Source organism: Vibrio sp. 2017_1457_13, from assembly GCF_030851525.1.
GTDB lineage: Bacteria > Pseudomonadota > Gammaproteobacteria > Enterobacterales > Vibrionaceae > Vibrio > Vibrio metschnikovii.
Genome location: NZ_VHTA01000007.1, coordinates 136,730 through 161,373, shown reverse-complemented (window position 1 = coordinate 161,373; position 24,644 = coordinate 136,730). Strand labels below are relative to the sequence as shown.

Here is a 24,644-nt window from a genome sequence, read left to right as displayed (position 1 = left end):
TAGTACCGTCAATTTAAAGATATCTCAAGTTGGCGATAGGCTAACGCGGCGATGAGTTTCGCTGAGCTAGCAAACGTACCCACATTACAGCAAGTGTTAAAGGGGAGGCTACCACCCCTTTAACACTCGGAATTAGAACAAGCTTTTAAAGAGTAGTACTAAGTAATCCCATAGACGACTTAATAGACCACCCTCTTTGACATCTTCTAACGCCATCAGAGGATATTGAGCAATTTCATTACCTTGTACTTGGTAATAGAGGGTACCCACGACATCCCCTTTATTGATTGGTGCTTTGAGCTCTTTTTCTAAGACAAAGCTAGCCGTCAGATCTTTGGTTTGACCGCGTGGCAGCGTAACGTAAGTATCTTGTTTTACACCCAGTGCAACGGTTGGTTTGTCGCCCATCCAAATCGTTTCGTTAACAAAGGTTTCGCCTGCTTTGTGCGGAGCGACTGTTTCAAAAAAGCGGAAACCGTAACTGAGCAGCTTTTTACTTTCCGTTTTACGAGAATTAATATCTTTAGTCCCCATCACGACGGCAATCAAGCGCATGTTGCCTTCGGTCGCTGAGCTGACCAAACTGTAACCAGCATTAGTCGTATGGCCAGTTTTAATGCCGTCGACGTTCATACTTTTATCCCAAAGTAATCCGTTACGATTGTATTGGGTTATGCCGTTGTAGGTGAATTTTTGCTCGGCGTAGAGAGCGTATTCATCTGGCACGTCTCGGATTAATGCTTGACCTAATAAGGCCATATCATAAGGCGTAGAGTAGAGTTCAGGGTGATCGAGTCCATGCACATTGGCAAAATGTGTGTTGGTCATGTTCAGTGAACTGGCCCAAGCATTCATGAGATCGACAAAAGCATCTTCTGAACCTGCGACATGTTCTGCCATCGCAACACAGGCATCGTTACCTGATTGAATAATAATCCCTTTATTCAGATCTCGGACTTTAACCGAAGTGCCTACCTCGATGAACATTTTTGATGAATCGGGGTAGTTTTTCGCCCACGCATTTTCGCTGATCACCACATCGTCATCGAGAGAAATATTGCCACGGTTAAGCTCTTGGCCGATAACATAGCTGGTCATCATCTTGGTTAGACTGGCTGGAGAGAGCTTTGTGTTCATCTCTTTCTCAGCGAGGATTTTCCCTGAATGGTAGTCCATCAGCACATAGCCTTTGGCGGCAATTTGTGGGGCATCTGGAATGACAGTCGGTGCAGCAAAAGAGGATGCTGAAAACGTAGCAGATAGCGCAAAAGATGTCGCTAAAACAGAAAATAGAGAGATTTTTTTCATAATAATATTAAAACTATTGGTTAGTTATCGAATAGCTTAACAGAAACGACCTTGCAAATCAGACCGCTCATTCCTCCATGTATCGTTGAGCGGATAAAGGAGAAGACCGATCTGCTTTGCATCGACGTTACGGTTTTGCGTGGTGTTTTCTCACAAAAGCGGTGTCGTAACCGAGCGATTTTACACGCTCAAGTATTTCTTGCGTCAGGGCATAGTCAGTAAACGGCCCTAGAAATAACCGATGCTGTTGATGGTTACTCTCGACAAAACTTGGGACCGTCAGTTGTTCACTCATCTCGGCGGATAACTGCTCTACTCGCTGTTGATGCTGGGAGGCTGCAACTTGAATAACATACTGGGCAAACGGTGTTTTAAGAGGACGATTGCTGTTTCTTTCTACGGTAATGACCGCAATGTCAACATTGGCTGTCCCCGTTTGAATGACGCCTAACTTATACGCGGCAGCGTAACTTAAATCAATAATCCGCCCTTCATGAAATGGACCACGATCATTGACTCTAACAATGGCTTCTCGGCCATTATCCAAATTGGTGACTTTGACATAGCTTGGCAGGGGCAGCGTTTTATGTGCAGCCGTCATTGAATACATGTCATAAATTTCGCCATTAGACGTTAGATGGCCATGAAATTTTTTCCCATACCACGACGCTTGGCCACGCTCAGTGAACCCCTTGGGATTACGAATGATCTGGTAGCTCTCACCGCGCAGTGTGTAATCGCGATTTCCCCCTAGGCTGTAGGGTTCGTATTGCGGGTAGGCATCTTCAATATGTGCGACAGAAATCGGCGTATTAGGCGCTACGTCATTAAATAAAGCGTAACGCCCGGTTGGTTTACTGCTGCAACCGATGAGTAAAGCGCTACAAAGTAAGCTTAAGAGCAATGGATAGTGAGATGATTTCATACGGTTCAATTCGCCTTAGAAAACGCTTTACGATGGGTGTGAATCGACATCAAAATGCCAAATCCGGCCATGAGTGTCACCATCGATGTACCGCCATAGCTGATCAGGGGCAGCGGGACGCCAACAACGGGTAAAATGCCACTCACCATGCCGATATTAACAAAGACATAGACAAAGAAACTTAAAACAATACTTCCCGCCATCATCCGACCAAAAGCGGTTTGAGCACTACCAGCAAGGTACAGTCCTCGACCAATAATAAATAAATAGGCTGCGAGCAGAGCAAGTACGCCAATCAACCCCCATTCCTCAGCAATGACGGCGAAGATAAAGTCGGTATGCCTTTCGGGTAAAAACTCTAAGTTAGACTGGGTACCATGTAACCAACCTTTACCTGATAAGCCTCCCGAACCAATTGCGATTTTACTTTGAATGATGTGATACCCCGCTCCCAGTGGATCGGATTCTGGATCAAACAAGGTACGTACGCGAGTTTTTTGATATTCGCGCATAAAGAAAAACCACATGACAGGGACAAACGCACTAACGGCGATCACGGCTGCCGAGATGATTTTCCAACTAATACCGGCTAAGAAAATAACAAAAATACCGGAAGCTGCAATCAAAATGGAGGTCCCTAAGTCAGGCTGTTTGGCGATCAATATTGCTGGGAAAAAGACCATCATTAATGCGACGGCTAGGGTCATTAAATCTGCTGGAATAGGTCGTTGACCAATATATCGTGCCACCATTAGTGGTACAGCCAGTTTCAGCAGTTCTGACGGCTGAAAACGGATGAAACCGAGATTGAGCCAACGTTGTGCTCCTTTGGAGGATTCTCCAAAAAAGAGTACCCCCAGCAACAATATCACGCCACAAAAAAACAACAGCGGCGCTAAACGTTCGTAGCTTCTCGGTGAGAGCTGTGCTAAGCCAACCATCACTAACAGCGCCATAACCATACGCATGGCTTGGCGCTCCATCATCGCTAAACTTTGTCCACCAGCACTGTACATCACGACCAAGCCAAATCCCATGACCACTAATAGAGCAAGTAATAAGGGCAGATCAATATGCAAACGTTCAAAAAAAGCCCGGTTTTGTCCGGTAGCGGGATCCATCTTCATTATGGTTTATCCTCTTGTGGCCTCAAGATCACATGATCAAAAATACGTCTCACGACGGGAGCCGCAACACCGGAACCACCACCTGCGTTTTCGAGTACTAAGCTGACGATCAGTTTCGGATGATCGATGGGCGCAAAACCAACGTAGAGTGCATGATTGCGTAAATGTTCAGCCAGTTCGTCGGCGTCATACTCTTGACCTTCTGCTAGACCAAAGACCTGCGCGGTTCCTGATTTACCGGCACTTTTGTATTTTAAGCCTTGAAAGGCACGTCGAGCGGTGCCTCGACTACCGTGGTTAACCAGATACATCCCTTGTATCGCAATATCCCAGTACTTGTCATCAATTTCATCAAGAGGAGGGAAGGTTACGTATTCGGTCTCTTTTTGAGTCGAGAAAGGCTGACCGTTTTTAATCGTAGAGCGCAGTAAATGCGGGGCAATCACTTTCCCTTTATTCGCAACCACCGAAGTCGCTTTCGCCAATTGCATCGGTGTTGCGGTCCAATAACCTTGACCAATTCCAACCGGGATAGTGTCACCTTTGTACCAAGGGGTACGATGACGAGCCATTTTCCATTCACGAGTGGGCATATTGGCTCGACTTTCTTCGAAAATATCGATGCCAGTTAAATCTCCAAACCCAAAACGCATCATCCAAGTCGATAAGTTATCAATTCCCATATCGTAAGCAATTTGGTAGAAAAAGGTATCTACCGATTCTTCAATCGCTTTTAAGATATCAACCCTGCCATGCCCCCAGCGCAGCCAGTCTCGAAAAGGGCGCGTGTCGGAATTGGGGATTTGCCAAGAACCATGATCGTTACGTGTCGTTCTTGGCGTAATGATGCCATCGTGTAATGCTGCTGGAGCAATAAACGGCTTTACGGTTGAAGCTGGTGGATAAATCCCCAAGGTCGCTCGGTTAACTAAAGGACGGTTAATGTCATTCAGTAACTTATTGTATTCGGTTGATGAAATGCCATGCACAAAAGGATTCGGATCATAACTTGGGCTTGAGACCATCGCTAGTATGCCGTTATCTTCTGGATCTAAGACAATCGCCGAGCCGCGGCGACCGTCCAGTAATTGATGGATATAAAGCTGTAAGTCAATATCCAAGTTAAGAACAATATCTTTACCGGGAGACGGCGGCACGTATTTTAAGGTCCGAATAATGCGTCCACGGCTATTAACTTCAACTTCTTGATAGCCAGCGGTGCCGTGTAACAGATCTTCGTAGTAACGCTCAATGCCTAACTTACCAATATCGCGTGTTGCTTGATAGTTAGCGGCTTTACCTTCACGTTGTAGTCGTTCTACATCGCGATCGTTAATTCGTGATACGTAGCCAATTACATGAGTTAAGACTTCTCCATAAGGATAAAAACGCTTTAAATTCGCGCTCACCGATACCCCTGGGAAATTATGCTGATGCACGGAAAACTTCGCCACATCTTCATGACTGAGTTGTGTGAGTAGAGGAATGGCATTAAAGCGTCGAGTTTGGCGGCGATCTCTTTCGAACGCCGCAATTCGTTCTTCTGGAATGGTTAAAATTTGCTGCAGACGAGCGATGGTATCGTCCATATTGTTTACTTGTTCAGGAATAATTTCCAAGTTAAACACAGGACGATTTTCCGCCAGTAAATGACCATTGCGATCGTAAATTAACCCACGGTTGGGGGCAATCGGGACAATTTTAATGCGATTATCGTTGGAGCGGGTTTTGTAATCTTGGTACTGTTTCACCTGAATATGATAGAGGTTGGTGATCAGCACACCCATTGCCACGACAATTCCCATGAAAGCGACGATAGCTCGACGACGAAACAGTCGGGCTTCCGCTTGGTAATCTCTGATTGGACTTCGCTTACGCAACATCGCTCATTACTCTCGATGGTAAGGATGATTGGCCGTGATACTCCATGCTCGATAGAGACTTTCAGCCATAACCACACGCACCAGTGGATGGGGCAGAGTTAAGGGTGATAATGACCAGCTTTGCTCAGCGGCCGCCTTGCAGCTTGGTGCCAGCCCTTCTGGTCCACCAATGAGAATGGACACATCTCGTGCATCGAGTTTCCAACTTTCTAATTGCTCTGCCAACTGCTCAGTATTCCAAGGTTTTCCGGGGATATCGAGCGTAACAATTCGATTTCCCTTGGGTACGGCGGCGAGCATGGCTTCGCCTTCTTTTTGTAAAATACGTGCAATGTCAGCATTTTTTCCACGTTTACCCGCCGCTATTTCGACTAATTCCAATGGTAAATCATGAGGAAAGCGTCGACGGTACTCTTGAAAGCCCTCTTCAACCCATTTCGGCATTTTGGTGCCGACGGCGATCAGTTGAATCTTCACACTTAGCCCCAGAGTTTTTCTAATTGATATAAAGCGCGATGCTCTTCTTGCATGACATGAAGCATCGTCGACCCCATATCTAATACGACCCATTCACCTTCTTTCTCGCCATCCATACCGAGAGGCTCTAAGCCAATTTTCTTTACCTCGTTGGCAATATGATCGGCAATCGAGGCCACATGGCGTTTTGAGGTGCCAGTACAAATCACCATGTAGTCGGTCACACTTGATTTACCTTGGACATCAAGGGTAACGATATTAACGGCTTTCATGTCATCGGCTTTATCAGCAAGGAAATGGGTAAGTTGTTGTTGCTGCAATGGTGAATCCTCATAGTATGGTTCGTTGATGATGGTCATCAAAGGTTATTCTGCTGCTAAAAAAGCGCCGTAGTATAACACGCTTTTAAGTCGGTAAAGCGACGTTTGTTTGCGGTAGGCAGCATTGCAAGCTCAGTTGCTGCATCAGTGGCCAAATGGGTTGGCTATATTGAGTCTTAGCCAATAATTCACACTGAGCAAGTAGTTGCAGTAGATGACGAAGTTGCGGCACGGATAATCGCTGTAGAGCGGCAGAGTAAAGTGGCCGTTTGGTTTGCCAAATCCGGTATTGATTAAAAACGTTACCTATCGCTTGTGTCTCTATGGCCTGTCGCATCTGCAACAATTGAAACAGTTCTTTTTGTACGGTGCGGATTAAGATAATGACTTCAGTGTCCTCGGCAGCCAGTTGGCGCAAAATACGTTGCGCTCGGTTGGCCTTACCTTCGAGTAAGGCATCGATCCAGTGAAAAGCGGTAAACTGGTTGTGACGACTGAGCGACTCTTCTAAACGTAATAATGTTAATTGCCCATCAGGATAAAGGAGCACTAATTTTTCTAGGCTTTGTACCAAAGCCAGTAGATTGCCTTCATGCCATTGAGCGAGCATTTGAATCGCTTCGTTATCTGGCTTTAAACCTAGAGCTCGGCAGCGAGCCGCCACGAACTGAGGTAAACGAGAAAGTTCAGGCGTTAAGCAGTTAACCCAGCAAGCCTGTGCACTTAATGTTTTAAACCATGCGGTATTTTCTTGCGCTTTAGCCAGTTTTCCACCGATGACCACCAGTAAAACATCAGGACTCAGCGTTGCTGTTAAGCTGGCGAGCTCTTTACCTAATGCTGCGTTAAAGCCATTCTCTGCGACTTCTATTTCTACGATCTGGCGTTGAGAAAAGAGGCTCATGGATTGGCAACAATCATACACCTCGTTCCAATTGAGGGACGCATCGGCATTAAAGCGGTATTTTTCAGTAAATCCTTGCTCTCGCGCTTTGCGTTCAATCGCTAAACGTGATTCTTGAATCAATAAGGGTTCATTACCCAAGATTAAATAGACAGCAGAGAGCGAGCGGTTGAGGGTTTCGCTGAGTTTGTCGGCGTACAATCGCATGGTTAACCCTATAACATATTAATGGTATTTGAGTTATCAAGCTCAGATTGAGTTTGGACGTTAGAGTCAGTCTCTTCAAAACTCCCATTAGGAATGCTGGCCTTTAGGCGTGCCATTTGGCGAATAATTTGGCTGGCCGCGAGTTTACGCATTTCATCGACGATCATTTCTCGTTCAGCAGATTTTGCTAACGCAGTCAGTGGGTTATCTAAGTAACTGCGAGTCACGCTGGTGGAAAACGTTCTTGTACCAACCTCTGGTATAGTGACGCGATAAGAAGTATTAAAGGTCAGCTCTTTTTCGGCGGCGCGAGTATTTTGATACAGCGATAAGGTTCGCTCACTCAAACTTTCACCATTGAGATGCAAATTAGCTATATTACTTGCAGGTTCAACGAGTTGGATCTCGTTCATGCGCAGTTGACCTTTGACCAGCCGTGTTAAGGTGCTGTATTGATCGTTACTGGTCAGAGACATCATGCTTAACTCTTCTGGAATGTCATAGTCTCCACGTAAATGGAAGCCGCAGCCAGCGATAAAAGTTGAAGCGATCAACAAAATAATCAACAAAGGTCGAGTTGTTACAGGCAATATAAAACGCATGGGGTATTCGTTCTCGTCAGTGAGTTTACTTATCTTAGCTTACCGCATTCGATAAACTGAGATAAGTAAACAGGGCGTAAGCCCTGTTTATGTGCTGATAACGAAAAGTTGTGGCTCGGTCTAATAAGGTGGTCATTCGATCGGTTTTTATATCGATGACCACCACAGACTATGAGCTGATAACTTAACGTTGCTTGGCTATACAGACAGTCAGCTTAGCGATTAGTTCGCCACGATGTTGAGCAGTTTGCCCGGTACATAAATGACTTTACGAATGGTTAAACCATCAGTAAATTTCTGTACGTTTTCATCTTGTAGGCCAAGCGCTTCAACCTGCTCTTTCGTTGCGTCAGCGGCAACAGTCAATTTACCACGTAATTTACCATTCACTTGCAAGACAACCAGTTTCTGATCTTCAACTAATGCGGTTTCGTCGTAAGTCGGCCACGTCGCTTGGTCAATATCGGCTTCGCCGAGTGCTTGCCACATTTCAAAACAGATGTGTGGCGCGATAGGGTAAAGCATTAAGGTGATGGCTTTTGCCGCTTCATCCAAAATAGCTCGGTCTTGTTCAGACTCTTGTGGCGCTTTAGTGAGTTTATTCATCAGCTCCATGATCGCAGCAATCGCCGTGTTAAAGGTTTGACGACGAGCAATATCATCAGTCACTTTAGCAATGGTTTTATGCACATCGCGACGCAGCGCTTTTTGGTCGGCATTTAAGGTATCGCTTTGTACTGCAACCGCAGCGCCTTTAGCGGTATGTTCAGCGACGAGCTTCCATACCCGTCTTAGGAAGCGGTTCGCTCCTTCAACACCAGACTCTTGCCACTCCAATGTCATATCGGCAGGCGAAGCGAACATCATAAATAAACGTACTGTATCCGCACCGTATTTATCAACCATCTCTTGTGGGTCAATACCGTTATTTTTTGACTTAGACATTTTGATCATGCCTGAGTGTTCAACTTGACGACCTTGATGATCAACCGCTGATATAATGCGACCTTTCCCATCACGTTCCACTTTAACGTCGGTAGGAGAAATCCACTCTTTAGTGCCTTTCTCATTGCTATGATAGAAAGCGTCAGCTAATACCATGCCTTGGCAAAGCAATTGTTTGAATGGCTCGTCGGAGGTGACATAACCAGCATCACGCAATAGTTTATGGAAAAAGCGTGAGTAGAGCAGATGCATACAAGCGTGTTCAATACCACCGATATATTGATCAACCGGTAGCCAGTAGTTGGCTTTAGCTGGGTCTAAAATATCGTCTGCTTGTGGTGAGCAGTAACGTGCGTAATACCAAGACGATTCCATAAAGGTATCAAAAGTATCGGTTTCACGTAGTGCAGGTTGACCATTAAATGTCGTTTCAGCCCATGTTTTATCGGCTTTAATCGGACTGGTTACACCATCCATAGTGACATCTTCAGGCAGGATCACTGGTAATTGATCGGCAGGAACGGGATGAACTTGACCATCTTCAGTGGTGACCATTGGGATGGGGGCACCCCAGTAGCGCTGACGAGAAACACCCCAGTCACGTAGACGGAAGTTAACGGTCTTTTTACCTTTACCTAGCGCTTCGAGTTTTGCTGAAATGGCATCAAAAGCCGCCTGGAAAGTTAGGCCATCGAATTCACCAGAATCAAACAGTACGCCTTTTTCTGTATAAGCTTGCTGGCTGATATCTAACTCGCTGCCATCTTCAGGCTTAATCACAGGGATGATATCTAAGCCGTATTTGGTGGCAAATTCGTAATCGCGTTGGTCGTGTGCAGGAACGGCCATTACCGCGCCAGTCCCGTAGTGCATTAGCACGAAGTTCGCGACATAGATAGGCACTTCTCGGCCATTTAAAGGATGAATAGCCGTCAGGCCCGTCGCCATGCCTTTTTTCTCCATCGTCGCGAGTTCGGCTTCGGCAACTTTGGTGTTTTTACACTCTTCAATAAAGGCCGCCAGTTGCGGATTATTGGCAGCGGCTTGAACCGCGAGCGGGTGCGCGGCAGCAATACCTACATAGGTAACCCCCATCAGCGTGTCTGGGCGAGTGGTATAGACTTCAAGATCTTGCGCCTGATCTTTAACTTGGAAGCTCAGTTCTACCCCTTCAGAGCGGCCGATCCAATTGCGTTGCATGGTTTTAACCATTTCTGGCCAGCCGTCAAGGTTATCTAAATCATCAAGCAATTCTTGCGCGTAAGCGGTGATCTTAATAAACCACTGTGGGATCTCTTTTTGCTCAACAGGCGTATCACAACGCCAGCAGCAGCCATCTTCCACTTGTTCGTTAGCGAGTACGGTCTGGTCATTAGGACACCAGTTTACTGAGGAGGTTTTCTTATAAACCAACCCTTTTTCGTACAGTTTGGTGAAAAACTCTTGTTCCCAACGGTAGTATTCAGGACGGCAGGTAGCGAATTCACGGCTCCAGTCATAACCAAAGCCCAGTAATTTGAGCTGGTTTTTCATGTATTGGATATTTTCGTAAGTCCATGGTGCTGGCGCTGTTTTATTTTTAACTGCAGCATTCTCGGCCGGTAAGCCAAACGCATCCCAACCAATCGGTTGCATGACGTTTTTACCTTGTAAACGTTGGAAGCGAGAAACGACGTCACCAATCGTGTAGTTACGTACGTGGCCCATGTGCAGTCGACCGCTTGGATAAGGAAACATCGAAAGACAGTAGAATTTTTCTTTATTTGGGTCTTCACTTACAACAAAGGTTTTATTGTTGTCCCAGTGCTGTTGAACTTTCTGTTCAATATCTTGCGGGTTATATTGATCTTGCATCGATGACATCCGGTTATCTTGGAATTTGTGAGTTCGGTTCGAACAGGTACTAATAGATCAACATAGAATACCTAAAGCAGCACAGCACAACAATAGCCAATCCGACTGAACGAGGTGACTTATGCGAAAACAGAAAGCAGGTTATGAGGCGTTAGTAGAAGAAGTGCTCGAAACGTTGAAACAAAGCCCAGAAGAGTTAGAACATATTTTAGACACATCGGGTAAGGTTGTGGCAGCGGCGAATGACTTGACTCAAGATGAATTAGCCCTCATTTCAGCTTATGTTAAAGCTGATTTAAAAGCTTTTTCTGAACAGTATGAGCAGAGTAAAGCTGGGCCATTTTATTTAATGATTGCCAATTCTATCTGGCAAGGGCTGCTGGATATTACGGATAAAACTAAAGTGGAGTGGGTGGAGCTATTTCAAGATCTTGAGCACCAAGGTGTTTATCAAGCAGGGGAAATGATTGGCTTGGGGATCTTAGTTTGCGAAAGTTGCAATCATAAGGTTGAGTACAATCACCCAACAGAAATTGTCCCTTGTCTGCGCTGCGGCCACAAATTATTTAGCCGTCAGCCTTTGCAGCCTTAGCAAAAATCAAGAGGTCGAACCCCAAGCGCGATATGGATGGCGCTTGAGGATAGATCGAGTGTTATTACCGATTTAAGATCGGCGAATCCTGACCAGCCCTATGGTAAGGCTAGCAATAGCCCATAAATAGAGTGGCCAGCTCCCTAGTCGATGATAGGGCGTCTGTCCGCGAGTCGGAATGATCTCGGCTCTTAACACTGCCGTTTCGAATTGCGGGATTTGATGCGTGATTCGGCCATAATGATCGGTGATCGCGGTGACTCCGTTATTTGTTGAACGAATCAGAGGCTTACCAAGTTCTAAGGCGCGCATACGGGCAATTTCCATGTGCTGTAATGGGCCAATCGAGTGACCAAACCAAGCGTCATTCGATAAGGTCAGCAAAAAATCGGTTTGTTCGGTGACATTGACACGAAGTTGTTCATTAAAGATGATTTCGTAACACAGTGCGGGGGCGAAGGCGAATCCTTTAGCGATGATATTCGGTTGAATATAATCTCCCCGACTAAACGAAGACATCGGTAGATTAAACAAGGGTGCCAGTGGTCTTAGCCACGCTTCAAAGGGTACAAACTCACCAAACGGTAACAAGTGATGTTTATGATAGCGTTGCTTCACATCGTAGCGATACTCTGCATGTTCCGTCTCACCTAACGCTAAAATACTATTAAAATAATGCCCCTGTTGATCATGATTTAAGATACCGGTGATGACCGCGCTCTGGTTCATTCGTGCGGCTGAATCTAAATTGCTGAGAAATGACCCAATTTCTACTTCAAAAGCAGGGATGGCGGCCTCTGGCCAAATAATAATATCGGCATTCCAGTTTTCACGGCTCAGATCGGTATATTTCATGATAGTTGGCCAGCGTTGGTTGGGGTGCCATTTTAAAGATTGTTCCACATTACCTTGGATAATCGCTACGCTAGTGGCTCGTTCTGGTTGCGGTATCACCCATTGAACCGAACGAAGTGCGAAACCGATGATGAAAATACTGATAGGCAGCAGTAAGTAGCGCCAAGCTTTGTTTTGCCAAGCATAAGCGCATGAACCAGCACAGAGCATCAGTAATAATGTTAATAGCTCAACACCCGCCAGAGGAGCGAAAGAGGCCAACGGTCCGTCGATCTGGCTATAGCCAAGCCATAGCCAGGGGAATCCGGTCATTACCCAGCCGCGTAACCAATCACTGATCAGCCACAGGGCGGGAACGGCGAAGAGAAAACGTGACCAATGAGTGGTTGAGAAAAAACGATTAAGAGTCCAAGCAAATAGGCCGTTATACAGGGCGAGATAGGCAACAAGTAACAACATCAGCAGCAAGCCAGCAATTTTCGGCATGCCTCCGAAAGTATCAATACTGACGTATACCCAACTGATCCCAACACCAAATTGGCCAAGTCCCCAGCTATAACCGAGCAGTGCCGCTTGTTTGGGCGTTTTCTTCTCAATAAGTAGCAATAAAGCCAAAGGGCTGAGAATGGCGATCGGCCAGATTTGATAAGGGGCAAAGGCTAATGTGGTCAGCGCGCCAAAAAAAACAGCCAAGATAGGCTGTAAGCGGCGTGAAATAACATCTTTCATCCAGTCATGCTCTCATTAAGTGATTCGGGCAGAGATAGCCTGAGTCAGCATCGTTACCTTTAAGTTTGACGCGAATCGTCAGCGTTATGTTGATGATTCGCGTCAAGGTTCAATGGTAGTGATTCGATAATCACTGTGACTGGCGGTTCTCGATAACCAGCTACTCTTCCATAGTCTCTGGAAGGGCTTGTAAATCAGGGATGGTGACTTGCAGTTGGACGACTCTTCGACTGTCAGCGGCAGTGACTTTAAAGTTATAGCCGCCGATATCAATCACCTCTCCACGAGAAGGTAAATGGCCAAAGGCCGTCATCACCAAACCGCCAACCGTATCGACTTCTTCATCGCTAAACGAAGTACCAAACGTTTCGTTAAACGATTCTATGGTCGTTAACGCTTTCACGGCGTAGGTATGTTTACTTAATTTACGAATATCCAGTTGCTCTTCATCATCGAATTCATCCTCGATATCTCCGACAATTTCTTCGAGAATATCTTCAATCGTGACTAGGCCGGATACACCGCCAAACTCATCTACGACAATCGCCATATGATAACGTTCCTCACGGAACTCTTTTAATAGGCGATCAACGCGTTTACTCTCAGGGACCACCACGGCAGGTCGAATGACTTCTTCGATATTAAATGGGGCGCTGCTTGAGCCTAAGTATTTGAGTAAGTCCTTCGCAAGAAGTATGCCTTCGACATGGTCTTTATCTTCACTGATAACAGGATAGCGGGAGTGTTGAGCATCGGTAATGATCGCAATCAGCGTATCCATATCATGGGTGCGTTCAACGGTCACCATCTGTGAGCGGGGGATCATGATATCCCGTACTCTCATCTCCGCAATTTCCATCACGCCTTCAAGCATGTCGCGTGTGTCGTGATCGATAAGGTCATTGATTTCTGAGTCTCTGATCACATCAACCAAGTCTTGACGGTCTTTAGGATCCGTTTGAAACAGTTGACCTAGGCGTTCAAAGAAGGACTTTCTACTCGGACCTTCAGATTTTTCTTTTTTTCCTTCGGTCGAATAGGGCGAGTTATCGTCGTTCATTATTTCTCTTATTGGTAACGCTATCAGATGTGTGATAGCTCACATGTAAGCTTATACGCAATCGGTTCCCGACTAACCAAGCGGTGCAGTGGTTGTTACCTTAATAACAATGGTTAACCTACAGCGCTGAGTTAATGGGGCGTATTGGCTTAGTTTTTCTCCGCTAAATATGGGTCATCAAAGCCCATGTTTTGCATGATTTCTGTCTCAAGGGCTTCCATCTCGTCCGCGTCTTGATCATCAATATGGTCATAACCTAGCAGATGAAGAGTGCCATGTACAACCATATGCGCCCAATGAGCCATCAAAGATTTCTCTTGTTCAAGCGCTTCTTGCTCAACGACTTGTCGACAAATGACTAAATCACCCAGTAGATCCAGCTCAATTTCCGCTGGGGCTTCAAATGGAAAAGATAGCACATTTGTCGGTTTATCTTTGCCACGGTAGTTTAAATTTAGCTGATGACTCTCCGCTTGATCAACAATACGAATGGTGACTTCGGCTTGAGATTGAAAAGGGGTTACTGCGGCGCTAAACCACGTTAAAAAATCATCAAAGCTAGGGAGACCTTGCTCATCTTCAACGGCAATTTGTAAGTCTAATTCGATAGACATCACTAATGAGATTCCTCGATGTTCGATGTTGCTGCTGGCGTCATATTCGTGTGTTCACGTTCTTCACGACGACGTTGCTCATTGATTTTACGTTGTTTTTGATCTTCAGCTTCCCATTTTTCATAAGCATTAACGATGCGAGCAACGACTGGGTGACGAACCACATCGTCAGCTAAGAAAAAGTTGAAGCTAATTTCATCAACCTCATTGAGTACTTCAATCGCATGGCGTAGTCCAGAGCGAGCACCACGGGGTAAATCTATTTGTGTTACGTCACCGGTGATCACTGCGCGTGAGTTAAAACCGATGCGGGTCAGGAACATTTTCATCTGTTCCACGGTGGTGTTCTGGCTTTCATCAAGGATGATGAATGCATCATTTAGCGTGCGTCCACGCATGTAAGCCAGTGGCGCGACTTCGATAACATTACGCTCAATGAGTTTTTCAACGCGTTCAAAACCGAGCATTTCAAACAGAGCGTCATAGAGTGGACGTAAGTAGGGATCAACTTTTTGACTTAAATCACCGGGTAAAAAGCCCAGTTTTTCCCCCGCTTCTACCGCTGGACGGGTGAGAAGGATGCGTCGCACTTCTTGTCGTTCTAGGGCATCAACTGCGGCGGCAACCGCCAAATAGGTTTTTCCCGTACCCGCTGGACCAATCCCAAAGGTAATGTCATGGGTGACCATATTCACTAAATACTGAGCTTGGTTTGGTGTCCGCGGTTTAATCACGCCTTTTTTGGTTTTAATGAACACTTCTTTACCATAAGCGATGGCAGAGTCGTGATTTTGTTCGAGTACGCCTGCTTCTTTAATCGCAAGATGAATACGCTCTGGCTCAATATCGGCAATATTGCCTTGCAAAGGGGCAGTGTCTACATATAACGTTTTGATGATTTCTAAGGCGGCTGCGGCAGTATGAGGCTTGCCGACAATGGTAAAGAAATTGCTACGGTGGTTGATTTCGACACCGAGGCGACGCTCAATATGTTTAATATTATCATCAAAAGGACCGCATAAGCTGGCTAAGCGGCGGTTGTCGGAAGGTTCGAGAGTGATCTCTAAAGTAACGATTTTATTGCTCAAATTGGCCTCTCAATAAATCATGAATAAGTAGCCGATGTTGACCGGCTACTCATGGAATGTTGTGACCAAAAGCGTCAATCTTCCTCACACATCATTATGAGGGGACTTACCCCATATTATGGCGTGAAAGAAGCAACGCCTAAGGCATCTTCTCGGCGCGTTTTTGCCATCATTTGTGAAGGTGAAATAACAACGCGTAGGTTCATTTCCGACTCAGTACGGATCAGTTCACCACGTAGGGAGTTGGAGAAGACATCAACAATCTTCACATCAACGAATTGACCAATCAGATCGGGTGAGCCTTCAAAGTTGACGACACGGTTATTCTCAGTGCGTCCGCGCAGTTCCATCAAGTTTTTCTTTGATGGACCTTCGACTAAAATACGCTGTTCAGTATCAAGCATCAAACGAGAATAGCGCATCGCTTGGCTATTAATTTGTTGCTGAAGTTCATATAGGCGCTCTTTTTTCGTCTCTTCCGATACATCACAAGGATAATCGGCGGCTGGCGTACCCGGGCGAGGTGAGAAAATAAAGCTAAAGCTCATATCAAAATCAACGTCTCTGATCAGTTTCATTGTAGCTTGGAAATCATTATCCGATTCGCCTGGGAAACCAACAATAAAGTCAGAGCTGATTTGAATGTCCGGACGAGCTTTACGCAGCTTACGGATGATCGATTTATATTCGATCGCCGTGTGTGGGCGCTTCATCATGGTTAAGATGCGATCACTGCCACTTTGTACTGGAAGATGCAGGAAGCTCACTAGCTCCGGCGTATCTTCGTATACCGCGATGATGTCATCAGTAAATTCTAGCGGGTGACTGGTCGTAAAGCGAATACGGTCAATACCATCGATTGAAGCTACTAAACGTAATAGTTCAGCAAATGAGCAGATGGTCCCATCGTGCATTGGTCCACGATAAGCATTGACGTTTTGCCCTAGTAGGTTGACTTCACGCACGCCTTGATCGGCCAATTGTGCTATTTCATATAACACATCATCCATTGGACGGCTCACTTCCTCACCACGCGTATAAGGTACGACGCAGTAAGTACAATATTTTGAGCAGCCTTCCATGATGGAGACAAAAGCGGTAGGGCCTTCTGCTTTAGGTTCAGGTAAGCGATCGAATTTCTCGATTTCAGGGAAAGAGATATCCATCACTGGTGCATCAGTCGATTGTGATTGCTTGATCATTTCAGGCAAGCGGTGCAAGGTTTGTGGGCCAAAAATCACATCAACAAACGGGGCACGCTCACGAATATGATCGCCTTCTTGGGTTGCTACACAGCCGCCCACACCAATCACGACACCTGGTTTTTTGTCTTTAAGATTTTTCCAACGCCCGAGTTGATGGAAGACCTTCTCTTGGGCTTTTTCCCGGATTGAACAGGTATTAAGTAGAAGTACGTCTGCTTCCTCTGGCTCTTCAGTTAGCTCATAACCATTTGCCGCGTTGAGCAAATCGGCCATTTTCGATGAATCGTATTCGTTCATCTGACAGCCCCAGGTTTTAATTAGCAGTTTCTTACTCATCTCACTTTCGCTCGTTCAATAGTTTGTTCAAATAAGGATCCGCCATCACGACGGTAGCGGCGTATTGTACTGCTTTCGTTTGTGACTGACTAGGGTTAGAAATAAATTATAACCGTTGCTGTTACTGGGTTTTTACCCTGTTTTATACAAGGTTTTAGGACAAATATGTTCGCAAAAAAAAACTCACTCCGTACAATGGACCCAGAAAGAGAGTAACCCAAAAGGGTCAAGCATGAATAATTTTGATGTTGTTGTGGTCGGTGGTGGAATGGTCGGTGCTGCCGCTGCTTTAGGCTTTGCAAAACAAGGGCGACGAGTGGCGCTAGTCGAAGGCTATGCTCCGCAGCCATTTTCGCCAGAGCAACCGATGGATGTGCGTATTTCGGCCATCTCGCAAACCTCTGTTGATTTATTACAATCGTTAGGCGCTTGGTCGGCAATTGCAGAAATGCGTCTCTGTCCTTATCGTCGTTTAGAAACTTGGGAGCACCCAGAGTGTCGCACTCGTTTTTCGAGTGACTCTTTAGGATTAGCGCAACTGGGTTTTATGGTTGAAAATCGAATCCTTCAATTGGGGTTATGGGAGCAGTTTGCACTGTATCCAAATCTGACGCTATTTTGCCCCGATCAACTCAATCATATTGATTTTAGTACTGAACTCAAAACGATCACTTTGCAATCGGGTGAGGTTTTGCATAGCCAATGGATTATTGGTGCGGATGGCGCTCAGTCACAAGTGAGAAAAATGGCGCAAATTGGCATCACGGCTTGGGATTATCGCCAACACTGTATGTTGATCAATGTTGTGACGGAAAAACCACAACAAGACATTACTTGGCAACAGTTTTTTCCTTCTGGACCCCGATCGTTTTTACCGTTAACTGGTCATCAGGCTTCATTGGTATGGTATGACTCACCACAGCGAATTAAGCAACTGGCGAATTTATCATTAAGCCAACTTAGAGAAGAGATCCTTAACCATTTTCCACAAGAGCTTGGTGATATTGAGGTGTTGCAGCATGGTCATTTTCCATTAACTCGTCGTCATGCTCAGTGTTATGTCAAGCAGGGGTGTATTTTAGTCGGCGATGCCGCGCACACGATTAACCCTCTTGCAGGGCAGGGGGTGAATCTCGGTTTTAAGGATGTCTCAGTATTATTAGCGGTGACAAAAGAAGCCTCATTGTTCACTGCAGCGCATTTTGCTCAGTATCAGCGTCAACGTCGCCCTGATAACTTATTGATGCAAACTGGCATGGATGTATTTTATAAAACATTCAGTAACGATAAATTACCTTTAAAAGTAATGCGCAATGCTTTATTGAAAGGGGCGGATTATACGGGACCGATTAAGCAGCAGGTATTACGTTACGCGCTTGGTTTGTAAGTGAGTTAGATGGCGAGCGATAAAACAAAAACGCTGCCATGATGGCAGCGTTTCGTTTCAAGTCTTGAGTGTAAGTTAGCGATAAATCGCTTATTTAGTTACACGAAGAACGGGAGTTTCACCAACCGTCACAGAACCTGATAACTTGCTCAGTTCTTTAATCTCATCCATGTTAGAGATAACAACCGGAGTCAGTGTTGATTTGGCTTTTTCTTCTAGCAAAGCAAGATCGAATTCAATAATTGTGTCACCCACTTTTACTGATTGGCCTTCCTGAGCGATACGCTTAAAGCCTTCGCCTTTCAATTCAACGGTATCAATACCGAAGTGAACAAACAGCTCAACGCCATCGTCAGATTCAATAGAGAATGCGTGATTCGTTTCGAAGATTTTACCGATAGTCCCGTTTACTGGAGCAACCATTTTGTTACCAGTAGGTTTAATCGCAATACCATCACCAACGATTTTCTCGGCAAACACGACATCTGGCACATCTTCAATGTTTACAATTTCACCAGAAAGCGGTGCAATAATTTCAATTGCACTTGCGTCAGCGCTGTCATCAGAGACTAGCTTTTTAAGTTTGTCAAACAGACCCATTGTGTCATGCTCCTAACGTTTCAAATTTATTCTATACCAGTATAGTATACCAATCCCAAACAATAGACGACTATTTTTATATCCTTCAAGGAGTTTGCTGATCGTCACCTATTGTAGGGGGCTGATGGCTTATTGGCACTTCTCTGCGATGAATTTTTCTACACACGCTTCAATTTCAGCGGCGGTCGGTAATGACAACGCATGTTCTGCCATGGCTTTGACTTCTGCAAAATTGGTGTTACGAATCACTTTTTTTACTTTAGGGATAGAAATACCACTCATCGAGAATTCATCTAATCCCATACCCAGTAATAGTAGTGTTGCGCGCTCATCTCCTGCAAGCTCACCACACATTCCGGTCCATTTTCCTGCAGCGTGAGAAGCATCAATCACTTGTTTAATCACCGTTAAAACCGCTGGTGATAATGGGTTGTACAAGTGAGAAATCATTTCGTTACCGCGGTCTACCGCTAGGGTATATTGGGTCAAGTCGTTGGTGCCAATCGAGAAGAAGGCCACTTCTTTCGCTAAATGATGAGCGATCGCTGCTGCTGCTGGTGTCTCCACCATCACACCAATTTCGATGTTTTCGTCGAATGCCAGCCCTTCGCTGCGTAGCTCAGCTTTGTACTCTTCAATGGCATTTTTCAGTTCACGAATTTCTTCAACTGAAATGATCATTGGGAACATGATGCGCAATGTGCCGTGTGCCGATGCACGTAAAATACCACGCAACTGATCGCGCAGAATATCACGGCGATCTAAGCTAATACGGATTGCACGCCAACCCAAAAATGGGTTCATTTCTTTTGGTAAATCCATGTAAGGTAAATCTTTGTCACCACCAATATCCATAGTACGGATAATGACCGATTGGCCTTTCATCGCTTCGGCAACTTGCTTATAAGCTTGATACTGCTCTTCTTCGGTCGGAAGGGCGTCACGGTCCATAAATAAGAACTCGGTACGATACAGACCAACACCTTCTCCGCCGTTACGAATGATGCCATCGCAATCTTTTACGGTACCAATGTTACCGCACACTTCAACACTATGCCCATCCAGGGTTTGTGCTGGAAGATCTTTTAATTTGGCAAGTTCTTCTTTTTCAGCAAAGAAGTCGCGCTGTACTTGTTTGGCTTGCTCAAGTTCAGCTTCGGTTGGATTAACAAAAATTTTGTTATTAATTGCGTCGATGACCAGCATGTCACCATTTTTTACTTGTTTGGTAATGTCATTAGTACCAACAATCGCAGGCAGTTCTAGCGAGCGAGCCATGATTGAGGTATGTGAGGTGCGGCCACCAATGTCACAAGCAAAGCCAAGCACATAATCAAGGTTGATTTGTGCTGTTTCTGAAGGCGTTAGATCGTAAGCAACCAAGATAACTTTTTGATTAATATCACTGAGTGATACGATATTAATGCCTAATGCATTTTTTACAAAGCGGGTGCCGATATCACGAATATCCGTTGCACGCTCTTTCAAATATTCATCATCGAGCGATTCAAGGGCAGCGGCTTGCTCTTCAATCACCGTATAAATCGCGTTATCTGCTGATAATTTATCATTTTTGATGAGGGCTAAAATTTCGTCTTCTAGCTCTTCATCTTCCAGTAGCATGATATGGCCTTCGAAGATGGCCTCTTTCTCTTCACCAAAGGTCTCAAGCGCTTTTTGTTTAATGACAGTGAGCTGCGCGGATGATTTTGCGCGTGCGTCGTAAAAACGCTCAATTTCTGCTGCTACATCTGCGTCTGAGATGGTGTTTGTGTTTAGGACTATTTCATCTTCTTGAAGTAGTAGTGCTTTACCGATAGCAATACCTGGAGATGCTAGGATGCCTGAAATCATAGCCTTACCTTAAATTGGTCAACTGTAAACGGGAGAATATGGACGATGTGCCAACAATAACATTTAGCTTATTGTTGGTCATATTTCAAATAAGGCCACTTTGTCGTTTAAACAAAATGACCTTTATCTAAAATAGAGAGCGTCGATTAGTGAAGTTGGTCCATTAGGGCAACTAGATGGTCAACGGCTTCTTTCGCTTGAGGGCCTTCAGCCGAGATAGAGACCACTGTGCCTTTAACTAGGCCAAGGGTTTGTAGTTTAAATAAGCTTTTAGCACTGGCGCTTTTACCGTTTGAAGTGACAGTAATATCTGCATCGAACGCTTTTGCTTCTTTAACAAACTGTGCAGCTGGACGAGTATGAAGACCGTTTTCTGCAGTGATTTCTACTTGCTTCTCGTACATGTGTTATACCCCAATTAATGTAGTTTTTGTAAGTTGTTCACTTAGATAAGCTTAACCTTAACTGCCCATTTCTGCTAGCGGAGTAACGGGATTTTCGTGGTAGCGCTTATTTCAGTTTAAAACAATCAATGGCTGAGGTAGAGTTTTACCAAAAATCAGCCTTGACTTTAATCTTGCCTGCTTCTTTATTTTGAAGCTAGAAATAAAACATCCCGATATTACCAAAGGTGGGGCAAGGATCAACAAAAAAGCCCCTGCATGGGGCTTTTTTAAACGAAAATTTGATTTAATCACCTATTACTGTTGGTTTTCTTTCTCAGTAAAAATACCGGCAAAGAGCGCTGTACTTAGGTAACGTTCACCTGAGCTTGGCAGCACAGTGACAATGGTTTTTCCAGCAAATTCAGGAAGTTCAGCGAGGCGATTAGCGGCGACAACCGCAGCACCTGAAGATATTCCGGCTAAAATCCCTTCTTCTTCCATTAAGCGGCGAGCCATATCGATGGCTTCATCAGACGTCACGGTTTCTACACGGTCAATCAGTTCTAAATCTAGGTTGCCTGGAATAAAACCTGCTCCAATACCCTGAATTTTGTGTGGCGCAGGTTTTATTTCTTCTCCTGCCAAAGCTTGGCTGATCACTGGTGATTCTGCTGGTTCTACGGCAACAGAAATGATCGCTTTACCTTTTTCACCCTTAATATAACGGCTTGTTCCGGTGAGAGTACCACCAGTGCCCACCCCAGCAACGAAGACATCAATTTGGCCATCGGTGGCTTCCCAGATCTCAGGACCTGTGGTTTTTTCGTGAATAGCAGGGTTGGCTGGGTTATCGAATTGCTGAAGCAGTAAGTATTTACTTGGGTTGCTGGCGACGATTTCTTCTGCTTTGGCAATAGCGCCTTTCATGCCTTTTGCTGCTTCAGTCAATTCAAGGTTAGCACCAAGCGCTTTGAGTAGTTTACGACGTTCAAGACTCATCGACTCTGGCATAGTTAAGGTCAGTTTATAACCACGGGCTGCAGCCACAAAGGCCAAAGCAACGCCAGTATTGCCACTGGTTGGTTCGACTAGCTCAATCCCTTCTTTTAACTTGCCTTGCTTTTCTGCTTCCCAAATCATGTTAGCGCCAATACGACATTTAACACTGAAGCTTGGGTTACGTGCTTCTATTTTGGCTAACACACGGCCGTTACTGACTTTGTTTAGGCGAACCAGAGGAGTGTTACCGATAGTCAGAGAGTTGTCTTCGTAAATTTTACTCATTGTGCTGTCCCTTTATTACGCATAGATCAATCGTTGATGCGTTGCTACAAATTGGTTGATACTGGTCAAGAATAGAGATTCGATAGAAAAGTAAAAGGATTAAAAAGTTATAACTTATTAGCGATTTATTAGATGGCTTTATTCTCTTCGCTTATAGACTGATGTGATTCATTATCTAGATAGCTGAGCTACTTGGCGGACATCGTCTTGCTGGCAGATGCCGAGTGATTGGTGTGGGAATATTTAAACTCACCAACCCACATGGCGGTGGCTCCGCATACTGCAATTGGCATAATAAAAAGATTAACGACAGGAATCGTGGTTAACAGCGCGACTATCATGCCAAAGCCGTAAGTTTTACCTGGTTTTTGTTTTAACTGGTTTCGCATCACTTTAAAGTCAACTTTATGGTTATCAAAGGAATAATCACAATATTGGATGGCGAGTATCCAAGCGGTGAATAAAAACCAGACGATGGGCCCTAGTGTTTGCCCCAAGCCGGGGATGAGTAACAGTAGAAATAATCCTAGTGCTCGGGGAATAACGTAAAAAAGCTTTTGTCCCTCACGAAGAAGAATGCGTGGCGTATCCTTGAGTACAGAGAATAAGCTGAGATCGCTTTCGATTTTTCCGGTTATTTTTTGCTCGACTTTTTCGGCCAATAGGCCATGAAAAGGCGAAGCAATAAAATTAGCTAGCGTGCTGAAAAAATAGGAAAAGGTACCGAGGATGGTGATAGTGAGCAATGGCCAAAGCAGATAATATAGCCAAGATAAAAAACTAGGTAGAGCGTCAAGCCACTGGGTTATCCAATCGTTAAGATGGGTGAAAAGATAATACAAAGCCGTTCCAATCAGTAGCACGTTGATCATCAAAGGAAGTAAAGTAAAACGACGGATGCCTGGTGAAAAAGCCAGATGAACACCATCAAAAAAATAATCTAATCCAGAGCGTGTGGGCATGGTCTCTTCCGAAATGAACGCAAAAAAACAGAATTTAGAGTGTAACTGAAGCTTACAATAATAAAAATGCGCCTGTAGACGTAACTTCTAACATTAAGTTGTTCTAAATCAGGGGTAACTTTTGGTAAAGTAACCTTATAGTTTGATACACCCCACCTTGGCAGACGTTCAACATAGGCGTTAGAGCTCGGAACATCAACACCGAAACACTGAGAGTTTAAGATGCAGGAATTGCGATTCGTACTCATTATTGTTGGCGGGCTAGCGATAGCCGCTTTATTGTTTCATGGTCTTTGGACCAGTAAAAAAGAAGGTAAGTCGAAGTTCGGCGATAAGCCGCTCGGGCGTATCAATGTTGAACATCAAGATAAGAAGGCCGCAAAAGAGGCGAAGTTGGCGTCAACTGACGAAGTGGCTCGCCCTGATCGTCGAGAGCCTGATTTTGGTTTAACTGGTCATGATATTGACCCTCTAATTGCTGATTATGATTTGCAAGACAGTGGCGATGCAACACAACAAATCGTTCCTAAACATGATCTCGATACAGCAGCGCCAGAACCGAGCGTTAAATTAAAGGCTGACGCTGTTTCAGAAGAAAGTCGTATCGAAACGTCGATGATTGAACCGCAACCTGAATCCATTACTCCGGCTCAAACTGAAACACCTGAAGAAGAGCCTGAAATGCAGGTGATTGTGCTTAATGTACACTGTGCAGGTGCTGAGCCTTTTGTTGGTAGCAAGTTATTTGACAGCTTTCAGCAAAATGGGTTGTTGTATGGTGAGCTGGATATCTACCATCGTCATGCCGATTTGTCGGGAACGGGTAAAGTGTTATTTAGCGTGGCTAATATGTTACAACCGGGGACATTAAAACATGATGACCCCGCTGAATTTACCACCAAAGGCATCTCTTTCTTTATGACCTTGCCTTGTTACGGTGACGCTGAGCAGAATTTCAAGTTGATGCTTAAAACGGCTCAACAAATTGCCGATGATATGGGCGCTAATGTTTTGGATGATGCACGTAACCTGATGACACCCAATCGGCTAGCTGAGTATCGTAAGCAAATTCAACAGTTCAAACTTAAACAGCAGTAATTAACACCTTATAAGGCTCCGACCGGAGCCTTTTTTCATGAT

The 24,644-nt window shown here is 44.9% G+C and carries 22 protein-coding genes; 3 read left to right on the top strand and 19 right to left on the bottom strand.

All coding sequences use genetic code 11. The annotated features are described in order from the left end of the window. Positions 1–132 precede the first annotated feature (132 nt). The 9 genes from FKN88_RS11735 to leuS form a co-directional block, all read right to left on the bottom strand. Positions 133–1,308 carry a serine hydrolase gene (locus tag FKN88_RS11735; RefSeq protein ID WP_040904560.1) on the bottom strand — a complete coding sequence of 392 codons (1,176 nt, stop codon included), beginning with the start codon at positions 1,306–1,308 and terminating at the stop codon, positions 133–135. A gap of 127 nt (positions 1,309–1,435) precedes the next feature. Then, entirely contained in the window at positions 1,436–2,233 is a 798-nt protein-coding gene (locus tag FKN88_RS11730) for a septal ring lytic transglycosylase RlpA family protein (RefSeq protein ID WP_154168766.1), read from the bottom strand. Between the two features lie 5 nt (positions 2,234–2,238). Then, positions 2,239–3,360 (bottom strand): rod shape-determining protein RodA, encoded by a 1,122-nt coding sequence (gene rodA, locus FKN88_RS11725; RefSeq protein ID WP_154168764.1) that lies wholly within the window; start codon positions 3,358–3,360, stop codon positions 2,239–2,241. Then, positions 3,360–5,243: a penicillin-binding protein 2 gene (mrdA, locus tag FKN88_RS11720; RefSeq protein WP_154168762.1), complete on the bottom strand. Its 1,884-nt coding sequence runs from the start codon at positions 5,241–5,243 to the stop codon at positions 3,360–3,362. Before mrdA ends, rodA begins: the two co-directional genes overlap by 1 nt. Before the next feature lie 6 nt (positions 5,244–5,249). Then, positions 5,250–5,720, bottom strand: coding sequence for a 23S rRNA (pseudouridine(1915)-N(3))-methyltransferase RlmH (gene rlmH / locus FKN88_RS11715; protein ID WP_040904558.1), 471 nt, complete (start codon positions 5,718–5,720; stop codon positions 5,250–5,252). A 2-nt stretch (positions 5,721–5,722) separates the two neighbouring features. Beyond that, positions 5,723–6,079 (bottom strand): ribosome silencing factor, encoded by a 357-nt coding sequence (gene rsfS / locus FKN88_RS11710; protein WP_372447417.1) that lies wholly within the window; start codon positions 6,077–6,079, stop codon positions 5,723–5,725. Between the two features lie 46 nt (positions 6,080–6,125). Beyond that, positions 6,126–7,151, bottom strand: a complete 1,026-nt coding sequence (holA, locus tag FKN88_RS11705) for a DNA polymerase III subunit delta (protein ID WP_154168760.1) — start codon at positions 7,149–7,151, stop codon at positions 6,126–6,128. A gap of 8 nt (positions 7,152–7,159) precedes the next feature. Further along, positions 7,160–7,753: an LPS assembly lipoprotein LptE gene (gene lptE / locus FKN88_RS11700; RefSeq protein ID WP_154168758.1), complete on the bottom strand. Its 594-nt coding sequence runs from the start codon at positions 7,751–7,753 to the stop codon at positions 7,160–7,162. Positions 7,754–7,975: 222 nt separating this feature from the next. Beyond that, on the bottom strand, positions 7,976–10,552 hold the full coding sequence (gene leuS, locus FKN88_RS11695; RefSeq protein ID WP_158144963.1) for a leucine--tRNA ligase: 2,577 nt from the start codon (positions 10,550–10,552) through the stop codon (positions 7,976–7,978). Between the two features lie 121 nt (positions 10,553–10,673). On the opposite strand from leuS, the gene FKN88_RS11690 reads away from it, so the two are divergent. Next, positions 10,674–11,144 carry a zinc ribbon-containing protein gene (locus FKN88_RS11690; RefSeq protein ID WP_186460621.1) on the top strand — a complete coding sequence of 157 codons (471 nt, stop codon included), beginning with the start codon at positions 10,674–10,676 and terminating at the stop codon, positions 11,142–11,144. Positions 11,145–11,216: 72 nt separating this feature from the next. On the opposite strand, the gene lnt is transcribed toward FKN88_RS11690, so the two are convergent. From lnt to miaB, 5 genes are all read right to left on the bottom strand, one after another. After that, positions 11,217–12,728: an apolipoprotein N-acyltransferase gene (gene lnt / locus FKN88_RS11685; RefSeq protein ID WP_154168754.1), complete on the bottom strand. Its 1,512-nt coding sequence runs from the start codon at positions 12,726–12,728 to the stop codon at positions 11,217–11,219. 160 nt (positions 12,729–12,888) lie between these two features. Then, entirely contained in the window at positions 12,889–13,788 is a 900-nt protein-coding gene (gene corC / locus FKN88_RS11680; RefSeq protein ID WP_004395717.1) for a CNNM family magnesium/cobalt transport protein CorC, read from the bottom strand. Between the two features lie 149 nt (positions 13,789–13,937). Then, positions 13,938–14,402: an rRNA maturation RNase YbeY gene (ybeY, locus tag FKN88_RS11675; RefSeq protein WP_154168752.1), complete on the bottom strand. Its 465-nt coding sequence runs from the start codon at positions 14,400–14,402 to the stop codon at positions 13,938–13,940. A gap of 2 nt (positions 14,403–14,404) precedes the next feature. Further along, the gene (locus FKN88_RS11670) at positions 14,405–15,490 is read right to left on the bottom strand and encodes a PhoH family protein (RefSeq protein ID WP_154168750.1); all 1,086 of its coding nucleotides are present in this window, start codon (positions 15,488–15,490) and stop codon (positions 14,405–14,407) included. A 116-nt stretch (positions 15,491–15,606) separates the two neighbouring features. Beyond that, positions 15,607–17,031: a tRNA (N6-isopentenyl adenosine(37)-C2)-methylthiotransferase MiaB gene (gene miaB, locus FKN88_RS11665; protein WP_154168748.1), complete on the bottom strand. Its 1,425-nt coding sequence runs from the start codon at positions 17,029–17,031 to the stop codon at positions 15,607–15,609. Between the two features lie 232 nt (positions 17,032–17,263). Here miaB and FKN88_RS11660 point away from each other — a divergent pair, with 232 nt between their 5' ends. Further along, positions 17,264–18,418, top strand: coding sequence for a 2-octaprenyl-3-methyl-6-methoxy-1,4-benzoquinol hydroxylase (locus tag FKN88_RS11660; RefSeq protein ID WP_154168746.1), 1,155 nt, complete (start codon positions 17,264–17,266; stop codon positions 18,416–18,418). A 90-nt stretch (positions 18,419–18,508) separates the two neighbouring features. On the opposite strand, the gene crr is transcribed toward FKN88_RS11660, so the two are convergent. From crr to cysZ, 5 genes are all read right to left on the bottom strand, one after another. Next, positions 18,509–19,018: a PTS glucose transporter subunit IIA gene (gene crr, locus FKN88_RS11655; RefSeq protein WP_004395712.1), complete on the bottom strand. Its 510-nt coding sequence runs from the start codon at positions 19,016–19,018 to the stop codon at positions 18,509–18,511. Between the two features lie 129 nt (positions 19,019–19,147). Then, positions 19,148–20,872: a phosphoenolpyruvate-protein phosphotransferase PtsI gene (gene ptsI / locus FKN88_RS11650; protein ID WP_004395711.1), complete on the bottom strand. Its 1,725-nt coding sequence runs from the start codon at positions 20,870–20,872 to the stop codon at positions 19,148–19,150. A gap of 146 nt (positions 20,873–21,018) precedes the next feature. After that, the gene (locus FKN88_RS11645) at positions 21,019–21,276 is read right to left on the bottom strand and encodes an HPr family phosphocarrier protein (RefSeq protein WP_004395710.1); all 258 of its coding nucleotides are present in this window, start codon (positions 21,274–21,276) and stop codon (positions 21,019–21,021) included. A gap of 297 nt (positions 21,277–21,573) precedes the next feature. Then, positions 21,574–22,542 (bottom strand): cysteine synthase A, encoded by a 969-nt coding sequence (cysK, locus tag FKN88_RS11640; RefSeq protein WP_004395708.1) that lies wholly within the window; start codon positions 22,540–22,542, stop codon positions 21,574–21,576. Positions 22,543–22,730: 188 nt separating this feature from the next. After that, a complete protein-coding gene (gene cysZ / locus FKN88_RS11635) occupies positions 22,731–23,504 on the bottom strand; it encodes a sulfate transporter CysZ (protein ID WP_004395707.1) in 774 nt (257 codons plus the stop codon). 222 nt (positions 23,505–23,726) lie between these two features. On the opposite strand from cysZ, the gene zipA reads away from it, so the two are divergent. Beyond that, positions 23,727–24,602: a cell division protein ZipA gene (zipA, locus tag FKN88_RS11630; protein ID WP_154168742.1), complete on the top strand. Its 876-nt coding sequence runs from the start codon at positions 23,727–23,729 to the stop codon at positions 24,600–24,602. Positions 24,603–24,644 lie beyond the last annotated feature (42 nt).

What these genes read in the sequence shown, in the direction of transcription:
- FKN88_RS11645 (WP_004395710.1), bottom strand. Translation starts at nt 21,276, where the DNA reads ATGTACGAGAAGCAAGTAGAAATCACTGCAGAAAACGGTCTTCATACT.
- lptE (WP_154168758.1), bottom strand. Translation starts at nt 7,753, where the DNA reads ATGCGTTTTATATTGCCTGTAACAACTCGACCTTTGTTGATTATTTTG.
- mrdA (WP_154168762.1), bottom strand. Translation starts at nt 5,243, where the DNA reads ATGTTGCGTAAGCGAAGTCCAATCAGAGATTACCAAGCGGAAGCCCGA.
- zipA (WP_154168742.1), top strand. Translation starts at nt 23,727, where the DNA reads ATGCAGGAATTGCGATTCGTACTCATTATTGTTGGCGGGCTAGCGATA.
- leuS (WP_158144963.1), bottom strand. Translation starts at nt 10,552, where the DNA reads ATGCAAGATCAATATAACCCGCAAGATATTGAACAGAAAGTTCAACAG.
- crr (WP_004395712.1), bottom strand. Translation starts at nt 19,018, where the DNA reads ATGGGTCTGTTTGACAAACTTAAAAAGCTAGTCTCTGATGACAGCGCT.
- corC (WP_004395717.1), bottom strand. Translation starts at nt 13,788, where the DNA reads ATGAACGACGATAACTCGCCCTATTCGACCGAAGGAAAAAAAGAAAAA.
- FKN88_RS11730 (WP_154168766.1), bottom strand. Translation starts at nt 2,233, where the DNA reads ATGAAATCATCTCACTATCCATTGCTCTTAAGCTTACTTTGTAGCGCT.
- cysK (WP_004395708.1), bottom strand. Translation starts at nt 22,542, where the DNA reads ATGAGTAAAATTTACGAAGACAACTCTCTGACTATCGGTAACACTCCT.
- miaB (WP_154168748.1), bottom strand. Translation starts at nt 17,031, where the DNA reads ATGAGTAAGAAACTGCTAATTAAAACCTGGGGCTGTCAGATGAACGAA.
- rodA (WP_154168764.1), bottom strand. Translation starts at nt 3,360, where the DNA reads ATGAAGATGGATCCCGCTACCGGACAAAACCGGGCTTTTTTTGAACGT.
- FKN88_RS11690 (WP_186460621.1), top strand. Translation starts at nt 10,674, where the DNA reads ATGCGAAAACAGAAAGCAGGTTATGAGGCGTTAGTAGAAGAAGTGCTC.
- FKN88_RS11735 (WP_040904560.1), bottom strand. Translation starts at nt 1,308, where the DNA reads ATGAAAAAAATCTCTCTATTTTCTGTTTTAGCGACATCTTTTGCGCTA.
- lnt (WP_154168754.1), bottom strand. Translation starts at nt 12,728, where the DNA reads ATGAAAGATGTTATTTCACGCCGCTTACAGCCTATCTTGGCTGTTTTT.
- rsfS (WP_372447417.1), bottom strand. Translation starts at nt 6,079, where the DNA reads ATGACCATCATCAACGAACCATACTATGAGGATTCACCATTGCAGCAA.
- cysZ (WP_004395707.1), bottom strand. Translation starts at nt 23,504, where the DNA reads ATGCCCACACGCTCTGGATTAGATTATTTTTTTGATGGTGTTCATCTG.
- FKN88_RS11660 (WP_154168746.1), top strand. Translation starts at nt 17,264, where the DNA reads ATGAATAATTTTGATGTTGTTGTGGTCGGTGGTGGAATGGTCGGTGCT.
- ybeY (WP_154168752.1), bottom strand. Translation starts at nt 14,402, where the DNA reads ATGTCTATCGAATTAGACTTACAAATTGCCGTTGAAGATGAGCAAGGT.
- holA (WP_154168760.1), bottom strand. Translation starts at nt 7,151, where the DNA reads ATGCGATTGTACGCCGACAAACTCAGCGAAACCCTCAACCGCTCGCTC.
- ptsI (WP_004395711.1), bottom strand. Translation starts at nt 20,872, where the DNA reads ATGATTTCAGGCATCCTAGCATCTCCAGGTATTGCTATCGGTAAAGCA.